Raw genomic sequence first — 22,927 nt, 5'->3', positions numbered from 1 at the left:
ATGCCGTGAATCAAGGGGAAGGCGGAATGATGCTCGATGCCTCGGTTTCCACCTGGTTGCGGCCCCCTTCCTTGGCCCGGTACATGGCCTGATCGGCCCGGGCGACCAGGGTCTTGCGACTGTCGCCGGGGTACCAGGTGGCCACGCCGATGCTGATGGTCACTCCGCCCAGGTTACCCAGGTCCGGTTCCTCGGTGCTCTGCCTGAGGCGTTCGGCAAGATGCAGGCCCCCGACCAGGTCGCAGTCGCTGGCCAGCACGATGAACTCCTCACCACCCCAGCGGCCCAGGTTGTCGGTGGGGCGCAGGATGTTCTGCAGGACTCGGCACAATGTCACCAGGACCTGATCGCCGGTCTCGTGACCGTGGGTATCGTTGAAGTGCTTGAAGTGATCGATGTCGAACAGCAGCACGGCGAAGGGTCTGTCGTGGCGTTCGGCGGCATTGAGCTCGGCGTCGATCGCCTTCTCCATGCGGTAACGGTTCCAGGTGCCGGTCAGGCTGTCGCTGTAGGCCAGGCTCTTGAGCTTGCAATTGGCGTGATGAAGTCTTTCATTGAGCTGGGCGATCTCGTGGGTGGAGGTCAGGACGGCAAGACTCTTGGCGAGGTCTCCGGCGGCACGGCGCTCGATGGCCCGCCAGGCGCGGCTACGCCCCTTCACCTCCTCCTGCCATTGGGCGAAGGATCGGCGCGGCGTCATGACCAGCTGCCCGTCGCGGAGCATGGGGGTATCCTCGGACTTGCCGGCCCAGCGCCTGCTGTGTCGCTGCTCGCGGCGAAACAGCATCAGCCAGTGGCTCGACTCGGTGGGCAGGGCCACGGCGAACAGGCCACAGAGGTTGCCCTCCTGCCAAATCGCCAGGGGTGTCCTTGCCAGCGCCTGGGTGTGCCAGGGGGTGTCGGGACCCTGGTGGCGGCTCAGCCAGTCGGCCATGGCAACCAGATTCTCCTCGGCCGGCAGGGTCCCCAGGCCACAGCTCTCTTTCCCGGTGACGAGGGCGATGCCTTCGGCATCCAGCAGTTCGAGCCATTCCGCGCCGTGGCGCTGTATCAGGCCATCCGGCCCGAGAAGGCGCCCCCTTTCATCGGAGAGAATCTCGTTGCTGTCGTGGATGCCGTGAAGAAGGTGGGTGTCGGCGCGTGTGCGCAGCAGCATCAGCCGACCCATGGCAATCTGAGCCAGGGCGCACAGAGCATCTCGCAGGTCGGCCTCCAGCGGCCTGGGTTCCAGGCCGTGACAGGCCAGCAGGCCCCAGAGCCTCCCCTCCTCGTGCATGGCCATCGACAGCGAGGCACCGACGCCCATGTTGGTGAGGTACTCCTGGTGAATCGGCGCGACCGCGCGCAGCACCCCCCGCGACATGTCCAGTGGCGCCGCCTCGCCAGGGCCACTGGGCGGCACCAGGGGAACCGCCGGTGCCGAGGCATCGGGGATGCTGCGCACCCGGTTCATGTCGTAGAGCCGGCGTACCTGGGCAGGAATGTCACTGGCCGGAAAGTAGTGATCGAGGAAGCTCTCTGCCTGGGGCAGACAGGTCTCGGCGATCACCCGACCGTTCCACTTCTCGTCGAAGCGGTAGACCATCACCCGCTCGTCGCCGGTCAGCTCCTGCACCCGCCGCGTCAGGGCATCGAGGAGTGTATCGGCGGCGTCGATCTGATTCACTTCGACCAGCCAGTCGTTCACCTTGTCCAGCAGGCGATGTCTATCCGGGCACATCAGGTGTTCCAGTTCCACGACGACAGCGTCGCCACTGTGATAGGCCACCACGTGGAAGCGACGTCGTTCGCCCCACACCTCGCGCTGGGCGGTAAGCACGGAGGCCGAGCTGTCCTGCTTCACCAGTTCGGTGCCCAGGAGATCCATCAACTCGTCGCCCAGCACCTCTCTGGCCTCACCGGCCAGGGCATCCGTCACGCCAATACCCAGGAAGACCTCGATATTGGCGCTGACCTGGCGAACTCGCTCCATGGCGGCATCCAGGCTCACCAGGCAGCCCATCGGCTGGATGGCGCCGGGGATGTGCACCGGCTCACGGGCACAGGCCTCCAGGGCGGCGGCGATCTCGGCATCACTGTACTGGGTGTTGGGCACGCGCAGGCTCCAGGCGGTGGGTTCAGAGGATGGCCAGGGTGGTGACGGGTCGCGAGACATTGAGGCTCTGGCTAAACTTCGCGAAGGCCTGCTGCGCCATGCTGGCAGCGGCTTCCTTCTCGTCTTCCTTGCCGTGCAGCTGCACACATTCTACCTGCACGAAACGGCGAAAGGCCGGCCAGATATCTGCTCCGCCGGCATCGGCGAAGAAGCTCAGCGGCGTGTCGGCCCCAAGGCAGGCGCGGACCCGGTCGGCGAGCAGCCGGGCACCGAGGCGCGAGCCTTCCAGCACATAGAGCAGGCCGATCAGCTCGCCGTGGGAACGCGGCTGCGCCATGGGCGGCAAAACAGCCTCCGTGGGGGTCAGGCCGAGACGTTCCATGTCATCTCTCAGGCTGGCTGTCCGCCGCCACAACCGGTAATCCAAGCGGAGACGGTCGATAGCCGCCCCGGCGACCTGCTCCAGGTAGTGCTGTGCCGGATAGAGCCCGAGAAGGGCGTCGCCATAGCGGTCAAGGTCGAGCCCGGGTCGCAGCAGGCCGTTCAGGCGTGGATGCCTGTCCAGGGCGTGATGTTCGCTGCGGGTCGCCTGGCGCAGGTGATCGAGCAGTTGACAAGGGGATTCGTTCACCCGGTGCTGTCCTTGTATGAATGGCGGATGGCAGAATGCCTGGTCCCAACCGACGCCTGGAGCAAGGTGTGATCTTACCCAGTAATCGTGGACACCGGTCAATGTGACTTTCCTGGCCTCAAAGGCCTCGGGTGCTGCACAGCCGAAACCGGCAAGGTCCAGCAGGATTAGTCGGTAGTCGGCCTCCAGGTAGGGCAGCAGCCGCCGCCAGGCGGTCTAGTCGCTGCCGAAGCCATGGATCATCAGCAGCGGAGTGGTGCCGCTGCCATGCTCGGTGACGTTCAGCAGGTGGTGGATATCGGTCATAGGGACTCCTGGGCGTCCTTGTCGGTTTCCTGAGAGCTTGAGTGCAGCGCCGAGAAAGCTCAAGACGCCTGCATGATGGCGCACCGTTGCCGGAAGGCCTCCCCCTTCAGGCCTCTTCCCACTGCACGCGGTTACGCCCTGTCTCCTTGGCGGCGTAGAGGCCCTGGTCGGCGCGCTTGATCGCCGGCTTCAGGGTGCACTCTCCGGCACACACCAGCGTCACGCCCAGCGAGGCGGTATAGGCCAGCGTGCCGTTTTCCGGCCCGGCTTGGCCGACCTTGGTGGGCGTGGTGGCGACGGCCTCCCGCAGTCTCTCGGCGACCCGCAGGGCCTGTTCCCGATTCGTGTCGGGCAGCAGCACGGAGAACTCCTCGCCACCCATGCGACACAGCATATCGCCGTCACGCAGTACCTGGCGGGCCAAGTCGGCAAAGGCCTGCAGCACGAGGTCTCCCACGTCGTGGCCGTAGGTGTCATTGATGCGTTTGAAGTGGTCGAGGTCGATGGCGATCAACGTCAGCGGCGCCCCGCTGCGTTCGGCGCGGGCGATCTCCATGGCCGCCTGGTTCTCCAGGTAGCGGCGGTTGCCCAGACCGGTGAGCGGGTCGGTGAGTGCCTGTCGCGCCAGCCGCGCCTCCATCTGCTTGCGCTCACTTAGATCGAACACTGTAGCCCGGGAGTATTGGAAGCCCTCCTCGGTGACTTGGGCGGTGGCCTGAATGGCCACCGGTAGGCGGGTGCCATCGTGACATAGCAGCTCGCACTCGGCGCTCCCCTCCTGCCCCCGGCCCAGCACCTGCCGGAAGGCGGCGTCGAAGGCCTCACGAGTCTCCGGGGCGACGAAGTCACGGTAGTAGCGTATGTCGATCACCTCGTCGGCGCGATAGCCCAGCCAGTCGAGTTCGGTGCGATTGATCTTGATGACTCGGCCATCGCTATCCAACGAGTGGTAGCCGCAGGGGGCGTGCTCATAGAGGTCCTGCACCTCGCCGGCGTACTGGCGAGCCTCGCGGGAGAACGCCAAGGCGCGCTGCCTGAGTCCACGTAGGCGGTGGTCGCTGAGCACCCAGAACACCCCGAAGCCCACCGACAGCAGGTAGACCAGGACGAGGGCCAGCAGCTGCACCGGGTTCTCCCTGAGCAGCCCCCAGAGGCGGGGCCGCGGCATCAGGATGCCAAGACGCCAGGGCTGGGTCTCTGACTCGCTGAGGATCTTCCCGGCCTGGCTGCGGTAATGCTGAGTACGCAGATCGTGGCTGCGGAATGCAAGCAGATGGTCGTCCAGGGTGGCCATACCGTGATTGCGACTGGACATGGCGTTCCAGGCGGCGGGCCAGCGCTCAATGAGCGAACGGCCGAAGCGCTCGCCCGGGGCATCACTGTTGGGGAGCAGCCACTGGCCCTGGGTATCCACCAGCAGGGCCTCGCCCGGGCCCTCCTCCCGTGCATGGGGCAGTGTCGCGGTGAGTCGTGACCAGTCGAGGGTGAATAGCAGCACGCCCAGCCGCTCGCCCTGACCGTCGACGATCGGCGTGGTGATGTCGATGACGGTGGTCACCGGCGCCTGTTCCTCGCTGGAAGCGCCCAGGCGCGGGGAAGAGACATAGAGGTCCCGCCTCTGCAGGCTCATGGCCTTGCGGAAGGCGGTCGTTGTGCCATGGTCGACCACCGGTGGCCGCGGCAGCCGGGACACGGTCGTAGTGGCGACCCACTCACGCCCTTCGGTGTCGACCACCGCCAAGCGGGTGTAGCGACCGAAGTGGGTCAGCAGCGTGCCGAACAGCGCCTCCAGCTGCTCCCAGTCGCTTTGCGCCGCAAGGCCCCACGTCGGCGTCTCGGCAGCCGCCTGTCGGAGCAGGAAGCGCCTCAGCAAGGGGTACTCCGCGGTGGCCAGCACCTGGTTGAAGCTCTCGTTCATGCCCCGCAAGAGCAGGTCATACTCGGCCGCGAGCAGCGACTCGGCCGACTGGCGCGTGCCGTCGATCCTCTCCTCCAGGTGCGAGGTGAAAATGGGTGTCAGTATCAGGGTGACCAGCGCCACGGGGAGCAGGACGGCCACTGTCAGGCGGGCCCAGAGGGGTTTAAGGATCAAGGGTGAAACCTCGAATCAGGTCAGCCGCAATCTGTGCAGGCGAGGGGTTCAGGAGGTCAGGAGCAGGATGGAAAGGGCCTCTTAGCTGACCGTGCGCAGTATCCAGCAAAAGCCGCGTATCGTCATCCCGAAACGTGGCGGGTCCCGCATGGCGTGTGTGCCTTGCCCGCCAGCCCGGATATTGCACTGGGCTGGCCAGAAGCACCCAGATGTCGGGCTCGGTGGGCATGATGGCTCTCAGGGCATGAAATTGGCTATTTCTTGATCAATTTCATGGACTCCGGACGCACTTCCCCCTACCCCCATGTATTTTCTGTGCCGGGGACAGCACGCCGCGACGCTATCCGGGCACCAGTTTGCGAGCCAGCTTGAGGAAGAGGTCCTGATCGGGGTAGTGGCTGCTCAGCATCAGCCGGACGCGCCGGGTATTGCGGATCACCACGCCACCGATCTTCAGTAACTTCAGGCGCAGGGTGGTGACCTGGGCCGTGGCGTACGCGGTGCGCTTCAGGTACACCCGACGCAGCCGTTCCATCAGCAGGTAGGCCAGACCGGCCAACAGCAGCCGGTACTGGTTGGGCCACCATTCATGGCAGCTGGTGCGGTCGGAGAACAGGAACTGCTGCTCCTTGATGCGATTCTCCATCTCGCCTCGGGCGCAGTAGCGGTGGTCGTAGAGCCACTCGGCGCTGCAGCCGCGCAGGTTGGTGACCACGTAGCGGGTGTTGAAGCCACGCCGGCTGGTTTCGGATTTGACGATCACCTGTCGTCGGCGTTTCTTCCAGCTGCCGGCGGCGTACTTGATGAAGCCGAAGACGCGCTGCTTCTCCCAGGTCTTCTCGAAGCGGATGGCCGACTCGTAATCAATGTCCAGCGCCAGCTTGGCCAGGCGCTTGTTACCGGCGATACCGATGAAGTAATCGACGCCGTGGCGGTCGCACCAGTTGAGGATCAGCGGGCGGCAGAAGCCGCTGTCACCACGGAAGACGATCGTCACATCGGGCCATGCCTGACGCAGCCGCCGGACCAGCAGGGTAAGGATGGCACCGGCGTGGTGGGCGGTATCCAGCGAGGCCGGGCGCAGGTAGCTGACCAGCAGCTGATCGCCACAGAACACGAACAGCGGCAGAAAGATGTAGTGGTCGTAGTAGCCGTTGAAGTGCCGTCCGAGCTGCTGGAACTGGAGGTCACCGAGAGCGTGTTGCTCGACGGCGCCGAACAGGCGATTGAGTTGATCAATGCCCTCAAGGCGAAGGGCGTTCGGGTCGCCCTGGACGATTTCGGCACCGGCTTCTCGAGCTTGAGCTACCTGCGCGACCTGCCGATCCACAAGGTCAAGCTCGACCGTGCCTTCATCAAGGACATCGCTACCAACCGCATCAACGCCGCCATCGTGCAGGGAATCATCATCATGGACCACCACCTGGATCTGGTGGTGGTCGCTGAGGGCATCGAGGAACAGGACCAGCAACAGGACCTGATACGACGCAACTCCGACTTGCTGCATAGCTTTTTGTTCTCACAGCTAGTAACTTTGGATTACCTGATGATCGTTTTATCGGAGCGACGTCCCGCTAATGGCTGCCTCCTCTCCTTCCTGCTCAATCGCGTATGAAGCACGACGTTTGCAGGTGCTGGCGGACTACCAGATCCTCGACACGCCAGAGGAGTCAGCGTTTGATGAGATCGTCGAGGTGGCTTCGCTCATCTGCGACGCTCCCATCGCCGTCATCAACTTCATTGACCGGGATCGGCAGTGGTTCAAGTCGGAGAAGGGGCTCGGCGTGCGTGAAACCCCGCTGGATATCTCCATCTGCTCGCATGCCATTCTGCAGCCGGGGCTGTTCATTGTGCCCGACACCACCCGGGAAGCGCGTTTCGCCAACAATCCCCTGGTAACCGGCGAACCCCATCTGCGCTTCTATGCCGGTGCGCTACTGGAAAGCCGTGATGCCTATCCGCTGGGAACGCTCTGTGTCCTCGATTACAAGCCCCGCGAGCTAACCGAACGCCAACGCTTCGCGCTCCAGGCCCTCGCCAACCAGGTGATGGCGCACATGGAACTGATGCAGGCCCACCGTGAACAGGCCGAGCTGATACGCGAGCTGGAGGCAACGAAACGGGAGCTGACCCGGCATGCCGCCACCGACCCGCTCACCGGCCTGCTCAACCGCCGGGCCTTTGAACAGCGCTTCGCCCAGGAAGTAGCGCTGATACAGCGCGGAGCCCTCCCGGCCGCTATACTCTTGATTGACTTGGATTATTTCAAGAAGGTCAACGACACCCTGGGACACCAGGCCGGGGATGAGGTCATCCTGAAATTCGCCAAGCTCTGTCGGGAGGTATTTCGGCAGATCGATGTGATCGGCCGTTGGGGTGGCGAAGAATTTGTGATTATGCTGCCAAGAACCACTGTGATGGAAGCAGAGCACGCCGCTGAGCGGCTCCACCAGCGCCTGGCCGAGACGTCGATGCGCAATGACGGCGCCTCGGCACTGACCATCACCGCGAGCATCGGCGTCTGCGCCTTGACAGGTACCAGCACAATGGACGAGTGCTTGTATAGAGCCGACGACCTTCTGTATCTGGCCAAGGAGCAGGGCCGCAACCGTACAGTCTCCCAGGCGTAGTCAGCCAGTTAGCTTGAAGGCTCCACCTCCGCCAATTGCGGCGACCATGCCTAATCGAGTGACGATAGACGACCATACCGCCAGACATTGTCCCAAAAATCGGAAAGACCCGACGATCAGGGAGATCAACATGGTACCCAAGGATCCTGTAAGCGACCGATCCCTGCATCAGGCTCATGAGTTGCTCAGCTTCCATCTCGACAACCTACCCCTGGCGGTGATCGAGTGGGACAGCGGGTTTCACATCTCGCGCTGGTCGCGGCATGCCGAGGTGCTTTTCGGCTGGCCGGCCGAGGCGGTCATCGGCCTGCACCCCTTCGAGTTTGCCTTCGTTCATCCCGAGGATGCCGAGTCCGTTGCCGAGGTTATTGGGCGACTTCTCGATGGTATCGAACGACAGCATGTGTCGACCAATCGCAACCTGACCAGGGATGGGACTCAGATTGAATGCGAATGGCACAACTCCATCCAGCTCGATGATCAGGGCCACGTGGTCTCGGTGCTCTCGGTGGTGCATGACATCACCGAGCGCAATGCCGTCGAACGGTACAACCGCGAGTTGTTGGCCCGTGAACAGGCCCTCAAGGCTCAGTTTCGTGCCATCTTCGAATCCGCCCCGGGCCTCTATCTGGTCCTGACCGCCGACGACTACCGGATCGTCGGGGTCAGTGATGCCTACCTGGAGGCGACCTATACCGACCGCGAGGCCATCATCGGGCGCCAGCTGTTCGAGGTCTTCCCGGTGACGCCCGACCGGTCGAATGCCGAGGGGGTCGAGGAACTGATCGCGTCGCTGGAACGGGTCAAGCGTTATGGCCAACCCGACACCATGCCTGTCCTGCGCTATCCGATTCCCGATCCCGCGACGGGCGGCTTCGAGGAGCGTTACTGGAGCCCCATCAATGTCCCGATCTTCGACGAGCAAGGACAGCTGTCGCTGATCCTGCACCGTACCGAGGACGTAACCGACTATCTCAACGACTCGCCGACCATCGAACCCACGAACCTGGAGCTGATCGCCCGTGCCCGGGAGCTCAAGACCCTGCTCGAGCGCCATCGCAGCAGCGAAGAGCACTGGCGCCGCCTCTTTGCCGAGGCCGCCACCGGCATCGTGCAGGCCGACACCCAGGGTCGCTTCCTGTACGCGAACCAGGCATTCTGCGACATGCTCGGCTATTCCGAGGAGGCCCTGAGGGCCACCGATTTCCTCGCCCTCACCCATCCCGACGATAGGCAAGGCAATCTCGACGAGCTCAGGCGCCTGCTGGCCGGGGTGACGAATGGCTTTATCATCGAGAAACGCCTGCTGGACTACCAAGGCGGTGTGGTCTGGTGCCGGAACAGCGTCTCCGCCCAGCGCGACATGCACGGTACCATCGTCAGCTTGGTGGCGGTCATCGAGGACATCACCGCCCAGCGCGAGGCCGAAGTACGCCAGCAGTCGCTGGCCCAGCGGTTGACCCGCAGCCTCGAGAACATGAGCGACGCCTTCCACCTGCTCGATAAGGACTGGCGTTTCTCCTACCTCAATCACCAGGCCGAACGCGTGCTGCAACGACCCGCCGCCGAGCTCCTGGGCCGCAACGTCTGGGAAGAATTTCCCGAGGCACGGGGGAGCGAGGCCTGGCCCCGCTATCATAGCGCCGTCGAAACCGGTGAATCGCAGCACTTTACCCTCTACTATGCGCCCCTGGCTCAGTGGTTCGAGGTCAATGCCTATCCGGGCGAGGAGGGCCTGGCGGTCTATTTTCGTACCATCACCGAGCAGAAACGCCTCGAGGCCCAGCTCCAGGAGGCGCAGCGCATGGAGGCCATCGGTCACCTGACCGGAGGAATGGCCCATGACTTCAACAACCTGCTGACCGTGATGATGGGCAATGCCGACCTGCTCGGTGAGGCGTTGGCGGAGGATACCCAGCTGGCGCCGCTTGTTCAGGCCATCGCCGAGAGCGCCAAGCGGGGGGCCGACCTGACCCAACGCCTCCTCGCCTTCGCTCGTCGTCAGGCCCTGGCCCCGGAACCCACCGATATCAATCGCTTGATCCGTGGGTTGGCCGAGCTGCTGCGGCGGACCCTGGGCGAGCAGATCGAGCTGCGCTTCCATCCGGGGCAAGGGCTCTGGGCGGCCAATATCGATCCCTCACAGCTCGAGAGCGCACTGCTCAACCTCTCCCTCAACGCCCGGGATGCCATGCCCGATGGCGGCCACCTGACCATCGAGACTCGCAATGTCTCGCTCTCGGCGCAGTACGCCGGCGAGCACCTGGAGCTGGCCCCGGGCGACTATGTCTGCATCGCGGTCAGCGACACCGGGACGGGCATCCCCGAGGGCATCCGGGAGCGAGTCTTCGAGCCGTTCTTCACTACCAAGGAGAAGGGCAAGGGAACGGGGTTGGGGCTGAGCATGGTCTTCGGTTTCCTCAAGCAGTCCGCCGGGCATGTCAATCTCTATTCCGAGGAGGGTGAAGGCACCACCATCAAGCTCTACCTGCCGCGCATCCAGCAAGCCGTTTCCGATCCCAGGCCTACGGCTAGAGACACGGCGAGTCTCAAGGGCAGCGAGACCCTGCTGGTGGTTGAGGACGATGCGACGGTCCGGGAATATGTTGTGGCACAACTCGAGGCCGCCGGCTATGGTGTGCGCCAGGCGAACGATGGCCCCAGCGCCCTGGCAATGCTCGCCGCAGACACCACCATCCAGCTTCTCTTCACCGACGTCATGATGCCAGGCGGCATGACCGGCAGGGACCTGGCCAATGCTGCCCTCGAGCGCAAACCCGACCTCAAGGTAGTCTATACCTCCGGCTACACCGAGAATGCCATCGTTCACAACGGTAGGCTGGACGAGGGGGTGCGATTCCTCGGCAAGCCCTATCGCCCCGTCGCCCTCTTGAGACTCATCAGAGAGACCCTGGATGAAGACTGACACACCCGGCAAGGGAAAGCCGCCCCGGCTGCTGATCCTCGACGACGAGGCAATGACCGGCGAGACCATTGCGCGCATTGCCCATTTCGCCGGCTTCGAGGCGCGCCACCTCACCTCATCGGCCACCTTTTTCGACGAGGTAACGCTCTGGCAGCCGGATATCCTGGCCATCGACCTGATCATGCCGGAAATGGATGGCGTGGAGGTGATGGCCGAACTGGCCAGGCGGGGCAGTCAGGCCCGGCTGATCATCACCAGCGGGGTAGGCAGTCGGATACTGGATGCCGCCGGGCGTTCGGCGAGAGAGCACGGCCTGGATATCGTCGGCGTCATCGCCAAGCCCTTCTCGGCCGTCGGCCTTCGCGAGCTTCTGTATAAGGCCGTGGAGATGGAAGGGGGCCCCGTCGCGGCCTTGCCTGGCGAGCGAACTCCGACTCGGCAAGCCAGCGTGGAGGATCTGGAACAGGCGTTGACGCTGGGCCAGATCCGCCTGGCTTACCAGCCCAAGGTCCGCTGCCGGACCGGCACCCTCGTGGGTTTCGAGGCTCTGGCCCGCTGGCAGCATCCCCAGTTGGGTGCCATTCCCCCGGATGTCTTCATTCCCCTGGCCGAGGCCCATGGCCTGATCGATCGTCTCACCCTGCAGGTGGCCGAGCAGGCCCTCGACTGGCTCGTAGAGATCTCTTCGGAGGATACTGCCAAACGTGTGGGGCAGCATGTCCTTCAGGACATCCTGCTATCGATGAACGTCTCCGCGCGCTCCCTGGGGAATAGCGATCTGTTCGATGCCATCCTGCGGCTGTGTCGCGAGCGTGGCATCGCACCCCAACGCATCGTGCTTGAGCTAACCGAGACCAGCGCCATGCAGGATGCCACGACCTCCCTGGATACCCTGACTCGGCTGCGCCTCCAGGGTTTCCAGCTCTCCATCGACGACTTCGGCACCGGCTACTCCTCGATGGTGCAACTGGTACGCTTGCCCTTCTCGGAGATCAAGGTCGACAAGCGTTTCGTGATGACGGCCACCGATTCGGAGGAGTCCCGGGCGGTGATCCGCTCGGTGGTGGAACTCGGCCGCAGCCTCGGCCTGAACACCACTGCCGAGGGCGTCGAGGACAGCGAGACGCTCGACTATCTCGACGAGCTGAAGTGCGGCCTGGCCCAAGGCTATCTGATCTCGCGCCCCCTGCCGCCGGAGGATGTCCTCGACTGGTTCATCAGCCGCGAGGCACAGCGCGAAGAGCGCCGACTGGCGGCGATAATGAGCCTTAATTTGCTGGACACGCCCGCCGAGCCACGCTTCGACCGCCTCACGCGGCTGGCCTGCCGCCTCTTCGGTGTCTCCACCGCGCTGATCAGCCTGCTGGATCGTGACCGCCAATGGTTCAAGTCCCGCCAGGGCCTCGATGTCGCGGAGACCCCCCGCGATATCGCCTTCTGCCACAAGACGCTGGAGCGCGACGAGCTGATGGTGGTTCCCGATGCCCGCACCCATCCCCTCTTCAAATATAATCCGCTGGTAAGGAAGAGCCCCTTCATCCGCTTCTATGCCGGAAGCCCCCTCTACCTGCGTGGCGGCGAGAAGGTCGGCACCCTCTGCCTGATCGATCCCGAGCCCCGAGCCTTCGGGGAAGGGGATGCCGAGCTCCTTGATGACCTGGCCCGCATGGTCGAAAACGAACTGGCCCTCTCCTCGACGGATGGCCATGACGAATGCACCGGGCTGCTCAATCGCACGAGTTTTCGCGAGCAGGCCGAAGCGGCCTGCCAGCTGTGCCGGCGCCTCAACCTACCCATGGCGGTGGTATCGGTAAGGCTGGAAGAACTCCCCGCCGTCAACAAGCTCTTCGGCCGGGAGATCGGCGACCGCCAGTTGCGTGACCTGGCTATTCTGATGATGGAGAGCACCGAGGATGCCGACTTGATCGGTCGCTATCGTGCCACCGAAATCACGGCTCTGCTGTTGGGGGTTGGTCTCGAGACGGCTCGTGAGATCGGTGGGCGACTGCACCGGGCCATCGAGCGAAGCAATGACGGCCAGGCGCCCGACCAGGCCAGGCTCTCGCCGAGCATTCGGGTGGCGGCGTTGCCCCCCGGTGAAGGCCCCTTCGAGCAACGCATGGAAGCGGCCTGGCAACTCCTCGGTTGAGCACCAGGACTTGCAGAGGTCGCGTCTATCGCGGGGCCTCTTGCGGATCTCTTCGTGGTGCATTAAAGAAAACGACTATTTCTTGTCCGGGCCCCAGCCGCAGGAGTCAGTTATGGAAGCCTTTTCCCGACGGCCTCTAGAGATTGCCGCCCTGTTCGATACCGTCTCCGACCCGGTGTGGATTTGTGACCCGGTGAGCCTGACGATCCAGGGCGCCAATCGTGCCGCCGTCGGAACCTTTGACTACGACCCCGAACTGTCGGTCGCTATGTCGATTCCGGACATCATCTTGAGCGGCGATCTGGCCGGGTTGAGGATGGCGGTGAAAGACTTCCCGCAACGCTCCCCGGAAGCGAAAGATAGCTGGCGAATAAGATGCCGGGGCGGTGAGGTTCTCGAGGCTCGAGTCTACTGGCGGCTACACGGGACCGATTCCGCCGAGATGCTGGTGGTGTCGATACGCGACATCAGTCCAATTGGGGCGGGAAAGGAGAATCGGTCATCCTCCCAACAGGAAAGCCCTCTATGGGATACCGAGACCAGCACGGATTTTTTCCGCGCCCTCTTCGAAGCGGCGCCTGGCAGGTTTCTGGTGCTCAACCCCGGCAGCTATCGGATCGTCGCCGTTTCCAATGCTTACCTCCAGGCCACCATGACCGAAAGAGAGGCCATCCTGGGCAAGCCGTTGTTCGAGGTGTTTCCGGATGACCCGAACGACCCCGAGGTGGACGGTACCCGCCATCTTCGCGCCTCCCTGTCCCGAGTGGAAGCCAGTGGCTTGACCGATGTCATGGCCGTTCTGCGATACCCCATCCCGCGGCCGGCGAGCCGGGGCGGCGGCTTCGAGGAGCGCTTCTGGAGCCCGGTCAACACCCCCGTCAACGGACCAGACGGGAAGATCGAGTTGATCATTCACCGGGTGGAAGACGTCACCGACTTCGTCAGGGAGACGGGCGAGGAGCCAGCTCTGAGTGCGCTGGAGGATCGGGCCTCCCACCTGCGCCAGGATATCGCCCTGCGCTCTCGGGAGCTGCGGACGGCCTACGAACAGCTCGTCGAGCAGACGAGTTACTTGAGGGCGGCACAGCGCTTGATGGGGCTCGGCGTCTGGAAAATGGACCTTGACACCCGGCAGTTGACCTGGCTGGACGGCGTCCATCGCATCTACGGCGTCGACACATCATTTCAGGTGGGTGACATGGAAGGCTATCTAACGCTGGTGCACCCCGCGGACCGGGAGGCACTGGTGCGCCACCTGGAGGAGTGGCTGGCCGATCCCGGTGATCACTTCGAGTTTCGGCATCGCATCCTGCGGCCGGATGGTGACATCATCTACGTCAAGGGGCTGGCGGAGTTGGCCGAGGTCGAGGGGCGGCGCCAGCTGACCGGCGTGGTCCAGGACGTGACGGATCAGGAGGTGACTGCCGCCGCCCTTTCCCGTGGCCAGAGCCTCTCGCGGATCGCCGGCAAGGCCGCCAGCCTGGGCGGCTGGCGGGTCGACCTGAAGGAAGGAACAGTGGAGTGGTCGGAAGAAACCGCCAGTATTCACGAGATCGACGGGGTACCGCCACGATACCCCGTCGAAGAGGGGATCGAGTTCTATGCCCCCGAGTATCGGGACACGATTTCCCGGGTATTCAACCGCTGTGTTGAAACCGGAACGCCTTTCGACGAAATCCTGCAGATCATCACCGCCCGGGGCAACCGGCGCTGGGTGCGTTCGATCGGCGAAGCGGAACGAAACTCAGCGGGGGAGATCGTTGCGGTACAGGGGGGCTTCCAGGACATTACCGAGCAGATCGGGGCTCGCCGCGCCTACGAGGAATTGACCCAGAGGTTACATCTCACACTGGAGAACATGCGCGATCCCTTCATCCTGCTGGACGAAGCGCTGCGCTTCGTTTTCGCCAATCCGGCGGCGGAAAAGGTGCTGGAAAAACCTCGAGAGGCGATGATCGGCAAGCCCCTGGACGTCGTTTTCCCCTTCGAGGACACCCCCCATTTCCAGAGACATTACCTGCGGGCCCTGGCGCGACAGGAGAGTGAGCATTTTACCGCCCACTTCCAGCCACTGAACGCGCTCTTCAGGGTCGACGCCCATCCCGTGCCAGACGGCCTGGCGGTGTACTTCTCCGATATCAGCCGCGAGCACGAGCGGGAGAAGCAGTTGCGTCTGCTGGAAGTCGCCGTATCCCGACAGAGCGACATGCTATTGATCACCGAAGCGACGCCCATCGAAGGTCCCGAGGGCCCCCGGATCGTCTATGTCAATGAGGCCTTTACACGCCTGACCGGATACAACCGAGACGAGGTCATCGGTGCCACACCCCGACTCTTGCAGGGTCCCGATACGGACCGCGCGGCGCTGGACCGGATCAAGGTGGCGCTGCACCGCGCAGAGCCGGTCCGGGAGGAGCTAGTCAACTACACCAAGGGGGGCGAGCCCTACTGGCTGGAGCTGGATATCGTGCCCTTGACCGACGACGCAGGCCATCCCACGCATTTTGTCTCCGTCGAACGGGATATTACCGAGCGCAAACGCCTGGAGGAGTCCACACGCCTCAGCGAAGAGCGCTTCCACCTGGTGGCCCGGGCCACCAACGACGTCATTTGGGACTGGGACCTGGTGCAAAGCAAGGTCTGGTGGAATGAAAGCATTGAGACCCTGTTCGGCCATGATCGAAGCCGGCTGGAACTCGGCCCCGAGTCCTGGGCCCACCGGATCCACCCGGCGGACAAGGAAGCCGTCCTGGCCGGTATCCATGCGGTGATTGAGGGCGAGGCGAGTAACTGGAGCGACGAATATCGCTTCTTGCACGCGGACGGGAGCTCCCGCACCGTGATCGACCGCGGCTTTGTGCTACGGGACAGCGACGGCCAAGCCGTGCGGATGATGGGTAGCATGCAGGACATCACCCAGCAACGGCAGGTGGCCGAAGAGCTTCGCCAGGTCCAGAAGCTGGAGGCGGTGGGACAACTCACCGGCGGCGTGGCTCACGACTTCAATAACCTCCTGACGGTGATCCTGGGAAACGCCGAGCTACTCGCGGAGGAACTGACCGCTACCCCCCAGCTTCGCGCCTTGGCTGACATGACAGCCAGTGCCGCGTCTCGTGGGGCCGAGCTCACCAACCGCCTACTGGCCTTTGCTCGTCGCCAGGCATTGGAGCCGCAAGTCTTGAATGTCAACCGGCTAGTGGCGGGCATGGAAGAGCTTATACGACGGACCCTGCTTGAAAGCATCGAAATTGAGCTGGTTCAGGCAGGAGGGCTGTGGAGCGTCGACCTCGACGCCGGCCAACTCGAGTCGGCGATTCTCAACCTGGCCCTCAATGCCCGTGACGCCATGCCCGGCGGGGGACGACTTACCATCGAGACCGCCAACGCCATGCTGGACGACAGCTACGCGGACAATCACCGGGAGGTCAAGGCAGGGCAGTACGTGCTGATTTCCCTGTCGGACTCGGGAACGGGGATGTCAGAAGACGTCGCCCGGCAGGCATTCGAGCCCTTCTTTACCACCAAGAAGGATGGCAAGGGCAGTGGACTGGGTCTGAGCATGGTATATGGCTTCGTCAAACAATCCGCGGGGCATATCAAGATCTACTCCGAGACCGGCGAAGGGACCACCGTCAAACTGTATTTCCCCCGCGCCCGGGCGGGGGCGGCGATGGCGGTCGACGCTACGACATCGTCCTTGGTCGAGGGCGGCGACGAACACATCCTGGTGGTGGAGGACGATGCCCCGGTACGCCGGCATGTCGCTACCCTGCTGCAAGGACTCGGCTATCGGGTCACCAGCGCAGGGTCGGGGCAACACGCCTTGGCGATCATTGAAGCACAAGCAGACATCGACCTGCTGTTTACCGACGTCGTCATGCCCGGTGGCATCAACGGTCGTCAGCTGGCGGACCGGGCCAGCGTTCTTCGGCCCCGCCTCAAGATACTCTTCACTTCCGGCTATACCGAGAATGCCATCGTGCATCACGGCCGCCTGGACCCGGGGGTACAGTTGCTCAGCAAGCCCTACCGCCGACAGGAGCTGGCGGCCAAGGTCCGTAAGGTCTTGTCGGAGGTCGAATGATGCGGCCAACTACCGGCGGCCTCTTGCCTGCCATGTCCGCCTCCTTGGCCTGGCTAGTCGCCGTGGTGGCGGCAGCGATTCTCTGGGGCTGGCTGACTTGGAGCCTGGCGGCGGTCGTGGTGTCGCTGGGGCTGCTGACACTCTGACAGTACGTCTTTCGCACTGGCCTGGGGGGTGGATGCGCTGTTCTTTGACCCGCCCCAGGCCGGTGACACTCCCTTCCCGCGGCGGATGGCGCCTGCCACGGCCTTAGGTTTTGTACGAAAAGTAGATTCTGCTAATTTTTCCCATGCTGCGGCAGCATAGGTGAGGCATGGTTGCTGATCGGATGCTCCCTGTGTGAGCTATGTACTACATGGAATTATTTAACCTTTGAAATTCCAGGGTTATGCGCTGCAGGCGCGTTCCCCAAAATGGCTTGGTTGCACTCATAATCCCTCCTGATTACGCATATGGCTCAGCCAGCTTCAGGAGCCGATACGGCATCGGCGGTGTTCTGACCGCCACGGTCAGCAAGCGCGGGATCATGGCCGTAAGGTCATAGCGACGGTTGAAGCGGTACTCGAACTCGGCCAGGTAGCGCGGGGCATGGTGGCCACGGATCGCATGGTAGCTGCCGGTGATGGCGTTCTTGACGTTGCCTAGCACGGTGTTGACCCAGTTGAAGGGGATCTGGGCGCTAGCCCGGCCACCGCCGGTGATGAGGCGCTCATGGGTGTAGAGCGGCGTATCGAAGGCCCGGAAACACCCCACGCCATCGCTGATCACCTGACTACCGGGGATGATGGCCAACTGGGCATAGCGGTGGACCTCGGTACGAGTGAAGCCGCTGACGCGACGCAACTGGACGCGTTGGGGATGGCCCTCTTCATCGATCTGCACCGCGGCGACGAACGGGACCTTGTGCTCGGCGCCGCGGCCGGGCTTTCCCGAGCGTTCACCGCCCAGGTAGGCGTCATCGATCTCAATGCATTCCACCAGCGTCTCACCCTGGTTACGCTCGAGCATGACCTGCAGGATCTTGTGCTTGAGCTTCCAGGCTTCCAGGCTTCCAGGCTTCCAGGCTTCCAGGCTCCCGGGCGGTGTTGTAGCTGACGCCGAGCTACCGGGACAACTGCAGGGCCGAGAGGCCATTCTTGCGTTGGGTCAGCAGGTAGATGGCCAGGAACCAGGTGGTGAGCGGCAGGTGCGTGGCATGGAAGAGGGTGCCGGCGGTGAGCGAGGTCTGATGATGGCAGTGATGGCACTGGTACACCCCGCGCGCGAGCAGGCTGCCGGTGGTGTTGCCACAGTCGGGGCACACGACCCCCTTGGGCCAGCGATGCTGGAAGAGGGCCGCCTGGCACTGCGCTTCGGTGCCGTACTGCGCGAGAAACGCCGGCAACGACAGCCCGGGCTGGAACTGGATGGGATTGCGAGCCATGACGCTAACTCCCTGACGGACCATATGATTCCAATATAGCCACAGGCTGGTGCGATGGCGGATCAACATGAGTAATCAGGTAATCCCTTGCTATCTGACCCATGATGAATAGCTAATGGTCTGGCGGCTGATTGAGACGCCTTCGCTTCGGGAGCAGGCCGGGAAGAGCAGTCCTTGTGTTGGAAATGCCCACGATAGAGAACCGTCTCCTACGCAGCGGACGCTCGTCCGCTGCAATAGCCGATGTCATGTGGTCGCAGTTTGGTCGCAGACAGCAGCCAAACTACGTTCCGTGTGTAAGCAGTGTAAGAGTGCAAGTGGTTGATTTATCGACAAGTGCCCGTAGCAAGCGCGGCCTAGAGTTGTCGAAAAACAGATTCAAAATCCGCCGGGTGCAAGCCCTTGTCGGTTCGAGTCCGACCGCCGGTACCACGTAACCTGCGCGCCCCATGGCCATGGGGTTCAGCGGGTTACAGGCCTGGATCAGAGCCTGAGGTGTGACACTTCGGTGATCCACTCCCGAGGTCTGGCACGCCCTGCGGACCCTGTCTGACGCGCAGCCGTCATCCCCCGAACCGGCATGCCCGGATCGTCCCCCCACGAAATCCGCATCTCTCGCGACGATCGGTCAAATCCGACAGTCACCGGGTCCTTCAGTCCTCGTCGTCGAACGGTTCATCCCATTCGCCGTACTCCTCGTGGATGCCATTGATGTTCACGCTCCGCTCGGCGCCGCAGAGTACGCAGCGCTCGGTGCGGGTGATGTTGCCGTGTGCCGCGGGATTCTCGTGCTCGCGGGTGACTGGGCCCGCGAAAGCGCAGTCATCGCCGACTGGGCGAGTTTCAGTGTGGTTGCATCGGGTCATGGGTCAGGCCTCCTCGAGGGGGTTCAGGTAGTCGATGGCCTTCGGGGTGTCGCCGGCGTGGGATGCGTCGGCCCACATGGTTAAAGGCAGCACCCGGGGGGCTACCTTGCAAAGAGTTTTGATCATCGACCTTGGTATAGGGTTGCAAACCCCGGCGCAGCGCCTGGGAGTGGATGCCTGGTGCCAGCCAGGGCCCGCTCGTGCTCGAGGGCTTAGTGTGGCGGCGTCCTAGACCAGGCTGGCGATCACCACGCCCAGGGTGCCGCCGGTCAGGGCATAGCCCAGCAGGGCCAGCAGGCCGTCGTTGGCGAGCAGGGCCAGGCCGAACAGCGTGAGCGCCAGGCCTGCGCCGGTGGCGGTAAAGGGCACCAGTTCCATGGGCGGCATGGCCAGGCCGATCAGCAGGCAGGTCAGGGCCACCGGCAGGTGGGCAGGCGGCCGGGTCAGCCAGGTGAGCCGCGGCTTGAGCAGGCGGTCGACCCAGCCGGCCGGGCGCTCCATCCAGCGGGTGGCCTGCACGAAGCGCTCGCGTGCGATACGGCGCTGCAGCAGCCAGCGCGGCAGCCAGACATGATCGCGGCCGACCAGCAACTGCACGGCCGAGAGCACCACGAGGCTGGCCATCAGGGTGGGCACCCCGGGGATATCGCCCAGGATGGGCGCCAGGGTGATCAGCCCGGCGAGCAGCAGGAAGGGGGCGAAGGAGCGCCGGCCCACGCTGTCGAGCAAGGCGTCCAGGCTGACACTCTCCTCCCGTTGGCCGGCCTGTTGCATGCGTGCCAGCAGGCCGGTCAGGTCGGTCGGGGACTCGCATGGTGACTCGTCGGGGATGTCACTCGGCATTCTGCCTCCGGGTCCATAGCAGGATCACGCCGAGAGCGATCAGGGTGAGCCCCACGAGCGCCGCCGGGTTGGTGGTCAGCCAGCCGAAGACCACCAGAACGAGGCCGAGCAGCAGCAGGGCGAAGGCGAAGGTGCGGACGTTCATGAAGGGCTCCATCGTCGGGTATGCCGACAGTGTACCGGCGTCCCGCGCGGGAGTGCAGCCGCCGGGGCTGTCCAGGGCTATCGCAGATGGCGGTAACGCTCGAGGCTGTTCCGGCGACAGGTCGGCGAGGGGGCGCTGTGAACCCCTCCTTGGGCGCTACCGATTCCATCCATGGAATAGGACCCCCTCTTCGACCTGTCTCCGGCGCCTCTCGCTTTGGGTAACTGCGATTGCCCTGCGGGGCTGTCCCGGTGGCCCGGGATGACGTAGGGGAGTGGTTATCACACTCCTTTGCCCGCTGCCGGGTGGAGGGCTGTCATCAATCGGCTCGACGCCGAGCATCTGCAGCGCGTCATCCTCGGTGATGGCGGCTACCTCGCCTGGCTGGACATCTAGGCGTTGCGCGCCGAGCGTGCCCGGGCCCTCGAGGCGACCGTCATGGCCTCGTCCAGGCTCGTGGCCACCGCATCCCACGGCAGCGGCGAACCGGCGAAGTGGCAGTGATAGAGTGCGACGCCATCGATCTCGACACGATGGATGTCGTTGCCCTGATCGTCCTGCCACCAGTCGGCATGGACGTGCTGCCAGTTGGGTGCGAGCGGGGTGGCAATGGCGATGGTCATGATGGCTGTCCCTCCTCAAGCATCCTGTGCAGGGCGCTGGCTCAGGATGCTTTCCATTATCTGCAGGTAAGGCTCTTGCAGCCCGTGCCAGCGGGAGCGGAAATCGTGTCTGCGCCTGGCATCGTCCCTATCCTTAGTGTAGTATAAAAACAGTGTTTGTAAACACCGTTCCCTAACTCTGTGCTCCTCGGCTATCCGACCAGCGAGGATCGCCGTGAGCCACCGTATCGTGAGCCTCCGAGAGCGGTATCGACGGTGGCGCCGGGCGCCATCGCGCTGTCGCCCGGGATCAGCCGGCCACCGACACCAGGGCCCGCATCAGCCCCTCGCGCCGCAGCGCCTCGGCCTGCTCCCGACTCTTGACCAGCAGCGCGCCGGCAAAGCCCAGGGCGTTGATCGAGACCGTCCCCGTCCGCTCGCGCCGGCGCGGGACCAGCATCAGCCAGCTCTCGGTCAGCAGCAGGTTGTAGGGATGCGTCACGCTGCCGTCGGCGGCCACCACCAGGTGCTGCGCCTCGAGCAGCTCCCGATAGCACCGATGCAGCCAACCCGCCGCCTGCGCCGGCCGGGCGAGCAGGCCGTCGGGCAGTGCGACGAGCCGGTGGGCGAACGCCATCTCGGGCGCGGTGGGCGAGCCCCGCGTGGCCGCCCGCGTCAGCAGCGGCTCGAAGGGCAGCGTCATGGCGTCGCCGCGCGGCAGCAGCTGCAGGTGCTTGTGCGTCTGGCTCGCCCCGGCTTCCGGGCCGCTGTTGTAGAAGGCCATGGCCGGGCCGTCGGCCAGGCAGGTGGCGAGGGCGGCGAAGTCCGCGGCATTCAGTACCCGCCGCTGGGGCTCGTAGGCGCGGGTGACCAGCAGCAGGTGGTGCTCGATCACGCAGTACTTGTTCAGCACACAGAGGTGTGCCGGGCCCGCCTCGCTGACCAGCAGCGCCGGGTCGGGCGGCAGGAAGGGATCGACGTCCTGCCGGCCGGCACGGGCGAGCCGTTCCCGGGCCCGCTCCTTGTCGGCCAGGCTGCCGAGGATCCGGATCGCAAAGGGGATCCCGTTCTCGCGAAGCGTCAGGCACTCGGTGGCGATGGGCTGCAACGCGCCGCTGGCCAGGGCCGCTGCACTCACTTGGTGGGTGCGTGTCCAGAGATCGTCCATTGCGCTCCTCCCTGACGGATATACCTCCCCAGCGGGGCTTTCAAAGGCGGTGCCGAGGCCCTATGATGCAGAAGACACCAGTCCTTCACCTCTCGCGGGTGGAGGGCTGTTTTTGTTGGTTGATGCCGTCATATCACTATTATGGCGCCTGGACCGCTGGCCGGGCATTGAAGGAGGTTTCGTGTCGTCCCGTCCCCCCACGATCAATCGGCTCGATGCCATCCTGTGGCAGCCGGAGCGCGAGAAGCAGTTCCACCGCTGACACCCCCGGGAGTCGATCGGACATGCCCTTTTCCCTCTGGATCTCGCTGGTGGCGATCTGCGCCATGGGCGCCATGTCACCGGGCCCCAGCCTGGCCCTGGTGCTGCGTCATACCCTGGGTGGCGGACGCGCGCCGGGCGTGGTGGCGGCAGTTTCCCATGCGTGCGGTGTCGGCTTCTATGCGTTGTTGACCGTCTGGGGCCTGGGAGCCCTGGTCGTGCGCGTCCCGCCCCTGTTCCAGGCGATTACCTGGGCCGGGGCCGGCTACCTCGCCTGGCTGGGCATCAAGGCGTTGCGCGCCGGGCGTGCCGGGCCCCTCGAGGCGACCGCCATGGCCACCACCCAGCGCCAGGCAGCCCGGGAGGGCGTGCTGGTGGCGCTGGGCAACCCCAAGCTGATCCTGTTCTTCGTCGCCCTGCTCAGCCAGTTCGTCACCCCGGAGATGAGCGTCGCGGCCAAGGCCGTCATCGTGCTCACGGCGATGATCATCGACGGTGGCTGGTACGTGCTGGTGGCCGTGAGCCTGTCGCACTCCCGGGTGCTGCCCTGGCTGCAGGCCCGGGCCCACTGGATCAATCGCATCACCGGGGTGCTGCTGCTGGCCCTGGCGCTGCGGGTGGTGGCCGGACCGCTCGGCGGTTCATGACGGGAACGTTGATGCGGGACAGTTTCTGCAGGTGTCGCCGCCCGGCGTCGGTGCTACGC

The 22,927-nt window shown here is 64.2% G+C and carries 17 protein-coding genes and 1 pseudogene; 7 read left to right on the top strand and 11 right to left on the bottom strand.

Translation table 11 applies throughout. From position 1 onward, the window contains the following. Positions 1 to 10: 10 nt before the first annotated feature. The 4 genes from CR157_RS06195 to CR157_RS06175 form a co-directional block, all read right to left on the bottom strand. Complete coding sequence (locus tag CR157_RS06195) at positions 11 to 2,095, bottom strand: sensor domain-containing diguanylate cyclase (protein ID WP_181421981.1); 2,085 nt, start codon at positions 2,093 to 2,095, stop codon at positions 11 to 13. 22 nt (positions 2,096 to 2,117) lie between these two features. Next, positions 2,118 to 2,726 (bottom strand): biliverdin-producing heme oxygenase, encoded by a 609-nt coding sequence (locus CR157_RS22185; protein ID WP_146218655.1) that lies wholly within the window; start codon positions 2,724 to 2,726, stop codon positions 2,118 to 2,120. A gap of 412 nt (positions 2,727 to 3,138) precedes the next feature. Next, positions 3,139 to 5,124 (bottom strand): sensor domain-containing diguanylate cyclase, encoded by a 1,986-nt coding sequence (locus CR157_RS06180; RefSeq protein ID WP_110282604.1) that lies wholly within the window; start codon positions 5,122 to 5,124, stop codon positions 3,139 to 3,141. Between the two features lie 340 nt (positions 5,125 to 5,464). After that, entirely contained in the window at positions 5,465 to 6,241 is a 777-nt protein-coding gene (locus tag CR157_RS06175; RefSeq protein WP_258364078.1) for an IS1380 family transposase, read from the bottom strand. A gap of 21 nt (positions 6,242 to 6,262) precedes the next feature. Here CR157_RS06175 and CR157_RS22540 point away from each other — a divergent pair, with 21 nt between their 5' ends. The 6 genes from CR157_RS22540 to CR157_RS22535 all read left to right on the top strand — a co-directional run bounded on the left by CR157_RS22540 (position 6,263) and on the right by CR157_RS22535 (position 17,059). Beyond that, the gene (locus CR157_RS22540; protein ID WP_258364077.1) at positions 6,263 to 6,739 is read left to right on the top strand and encodes an EAL domain-containing protein; all 477 of its coding nucleotides are present in this window, start codon (positions 6,263 to 6,265) and stop codon (positions 6,737 to 6,739) included. A 16-nt stretch (positions 6,740 to 6,755) separates the two neighbouring features. Further along, on the top strand, positions 6,756 to 7,754 hold the full coding sequence (locus CR157_RS06170; protein WP_258364076.1) for a GGDEF domain-containing protein: 999 nt from the start codon (positions 6,756 to 6,758) through the stop codon (positions 7,752 to 7,754). 130 nt (positions 7,755 to 7,884) lie between these two features. Then, positions 7,885 to 10,680: a hybrid sensor histidine kinase/response regulator gene (locus CR157_RS06165; protein ID WP_181421978.1), complete on the top strand. Its 2,796-nt coding sequence runs from the start codon at positions 7,885 to 7,887 to the stop codon at positions 10,678 to 10,680. Then, on the top strand, positions 10,670 to 12,829 hold the full coding sequence (locus CR157_RS06160; protein WP_110282600.1) for an EAL domain-containing protein: 2,160 nt from the start codon (positions 10,670 to 10,672) through the stop codon (positions 12,827 to 12,829). Before CR157_RS06165 ends, CR157_RS06160 begins: the two co-directional genes overlap by 11 nt. Before the next feature lie 112 nt (positions 12,830 to 12,941). Next, complete coding sequence (locus tag CR157_RS06155; protein ID WP_181421977.1) at positions 12,942 to 16,913, top strand: PAS domain S-box protein; 3,972 nt, start codon at positions 12,942 to 12,944, stop codon at positions 16,911 to 16,913. Then, the gene (locus tag CR157_RS22535) at positions 16,910 to 17,059 is read left to right on the top strand and encodes a hypothetical protein (protein WP_181421976.1); all 150 of its coding nucleotides are present in this window, start codon (positions 16,910 to 16,912) and stop codon (positions 17,057 to 17,059) included. Before CR157_RS06155 ends, CR157_RS22535 begins: the two co-directional genes overlap by 4 nt. A gap of 298 nt (positions 17,060 to 17,357) precedes the next feature. Here CR157_RS22535 and CR157_RS06150 read toward each other — a convergent pair. The 7 genes and pseudogenes from CR157_RS06150 to CR157_RS06125 all read right to left on the bottom strand — a co-directional run bounded on the left by CR157_RS06150 (position 17,358) and on the right by CR157_RS06125 (position 21,960). After that, positions 17,358 to 18,336, bottom strand: a pseudogene (locus tag CR157_RS06150) (IS1595 family transposase). A 653-nt stretch (positions 18,337 to 18,989) separates the two neighbouring features. After that, on the bottom strand, positions 18,990 to 19,202 hold the full coding sequence (locus CR157_RS06140) for a hypothetical protein (protein WP_110282598.1): 213 nt from the start codon (positions 19,200 to 19,202) through the stop codon (positions 18,990 to 18,992). 3 nt (positions 19,203 to 19,205) lie between these two features. Further along, complete coding sequence (locus CR157_RS22965; RefSeq protein WP_258364075.1) at positions 19,206 to 19,328, bottom strand: hypothetical protein; 123 nt, start codon at positions 19,326 to 19,328, stop codon at positions 19,206 to 19,208. 102 nt (positions 19,329 to 19,430) lie between these two features. Then, complete coding sequence (locus CR157_RS06135) at positions 19,431 to 20,045, bottom strand: exopolysaccharide biosynthesis protein (RefSeq protein WP_110282597.1); 615 nt, start codon at positions 20,043 to 20,045, stop codon at positions 19,431 to 19,433. Beyond that, complete coding sequence (locus CR157_RS22530; RefSeq protein WP_181421975.1) at positions 20,035 to 20,190, bottom strand: hypothetical protein; 156 nt, start codon at positions 20,188 to 20,190, stop codon at positions 20,035 to 20,037. Before CR157_RS22530 ends, CR157_RS06135 begins: the two co-directional genes overlap by 11 nt. A 392-nt stretch (positions 20,191 to 20,582) precedes the next feature. Continuing rightward, positions 20,583 to 20,813, bottom strand: coding sequence for a hypothetical protein (locus CR157_RS06130; protein WP_110282596.1), 231 nt, complete (start codon positions 20,811 to 20,813; stop codon positions 20,583 to 20,585). Positions 20,814 to 21,102: 289 nt separating this feature from the next. Further along, complete coding sequence (locus CR157_RS06125) at positions 21,103 to 21,960, bottom strand: DUF4922 domain-containing protein (RefSeq protein WP_110282595.1); 858 nt, start codon at positions 21,958 to 21,960, stop codon at positions 21,103 to 21,105. A gap of 284 nt (positions 21,961 to 22,244) precedes the next feature. On the opposite strand from CR157_RS06125, the gene CR157_RS06120 reads away from it, so the two are divergent. After that, on the top strand, positions 22,245 to 22,868 hold the full coding sequence (locus CR157_RS06120; protein WP_110282594.1) for a LysE family translocator: 624 nt from the start codon (positions 22,245 to 22,247) through the stop codon (positions 22,866 to 22,868). The last annotated feature ends 59 nt before the right edge of the window (positions 22,869 to 22,927 follow it).

The sequence above is a fragment of the Halomonas sp. LBP4 genome (assembly GCF_003202205.1).
GTDB lineage: Bacteria > Pseudomonadota > Gammaproteobacteria > Pseudomonadales > Halomonadaceae > Halomonas > Halomonas flagellata.
Note: the sequence above shows the minus strand (reverse complement) of the source record. Positions and strands in the feature narration are given on the sequence as shown.

Coding starts and splice junctions, on each gene's coding strand:
- CR157_RS06120 (WP_110282594.1), top strand. CDS start 22,245: ATGCCCTTTTCCCTCTGGATCTCGCTGGTGGCGATCTGCGCCATGGGC.
- CR157_RS06130 (WP_110282596.1), bottom strand. CDS start 20,813: ATGACCATCGCCATTGCCACCCCGCTCGCACCCAACTGGCAGCACGTC.
- CR157_RS06160 (WP_110282600.1), top strand. CDS start 10,670: ATGAAGACTGACACACCCGGCAAGGGAAAGCCGCCCCGGCTGCTGATC.
- CR157_RS06125 (WP_110282595.1), bottom strand. CDS start 21,960: ATGGACGATCTCTGGACACGCACCCACCAAGTGAGTGCAGCGGCCCTG.
- CR157_RS06155 (WP_181421977.1), top strand. CDS start 12,942: ATGGAAGCCTTTTCCCGACGGCCTCTAGAGATTGCCGCCCTGTTCGAT.
- CR157_RS22530 (WP_181421975.1), bottom strand. CDS start 20,190: ATGAACGTCCGCACCTTCGCCTTCGCCCTGCTGCTGCTCGGCCTCGTT.
- CR157_RS22535 (WP_181421976.1), top strand. CDS start 16,910: ATGATGCGGCCAACTACCGGCGGCCTCTTGCCTGCCATGTCCGCCTCC.
- CR157_RS06165 (WP_181421978.1), top strand. CDS start 7,885: ATGGTACCCAAGGATCCTGTAAGCGACCGATCCCTGCATCAGGCTCAT.
- CR157_RS22965 (WP_258364075.1), bottom strand. CDS start 19,328: ATGATCAAAACTCTTTGCAAGGTAGCCCCCCGGGTGCTGCCTTTAACC.
- CR157_RS06140 (WP_110282598.1), bottom strand. CDS start 19,202: ATGACCCGATGCAACCACACTGAAACTCGCCCAGTCGGCGATGACTGC.
- CR157_RS06135 (WP_110282597.1), bottom strand. CDS start 20,045: ATGCCGAGTGACATCCCCGACGAGTCACCATGCGAGTCCCCGACCGAC.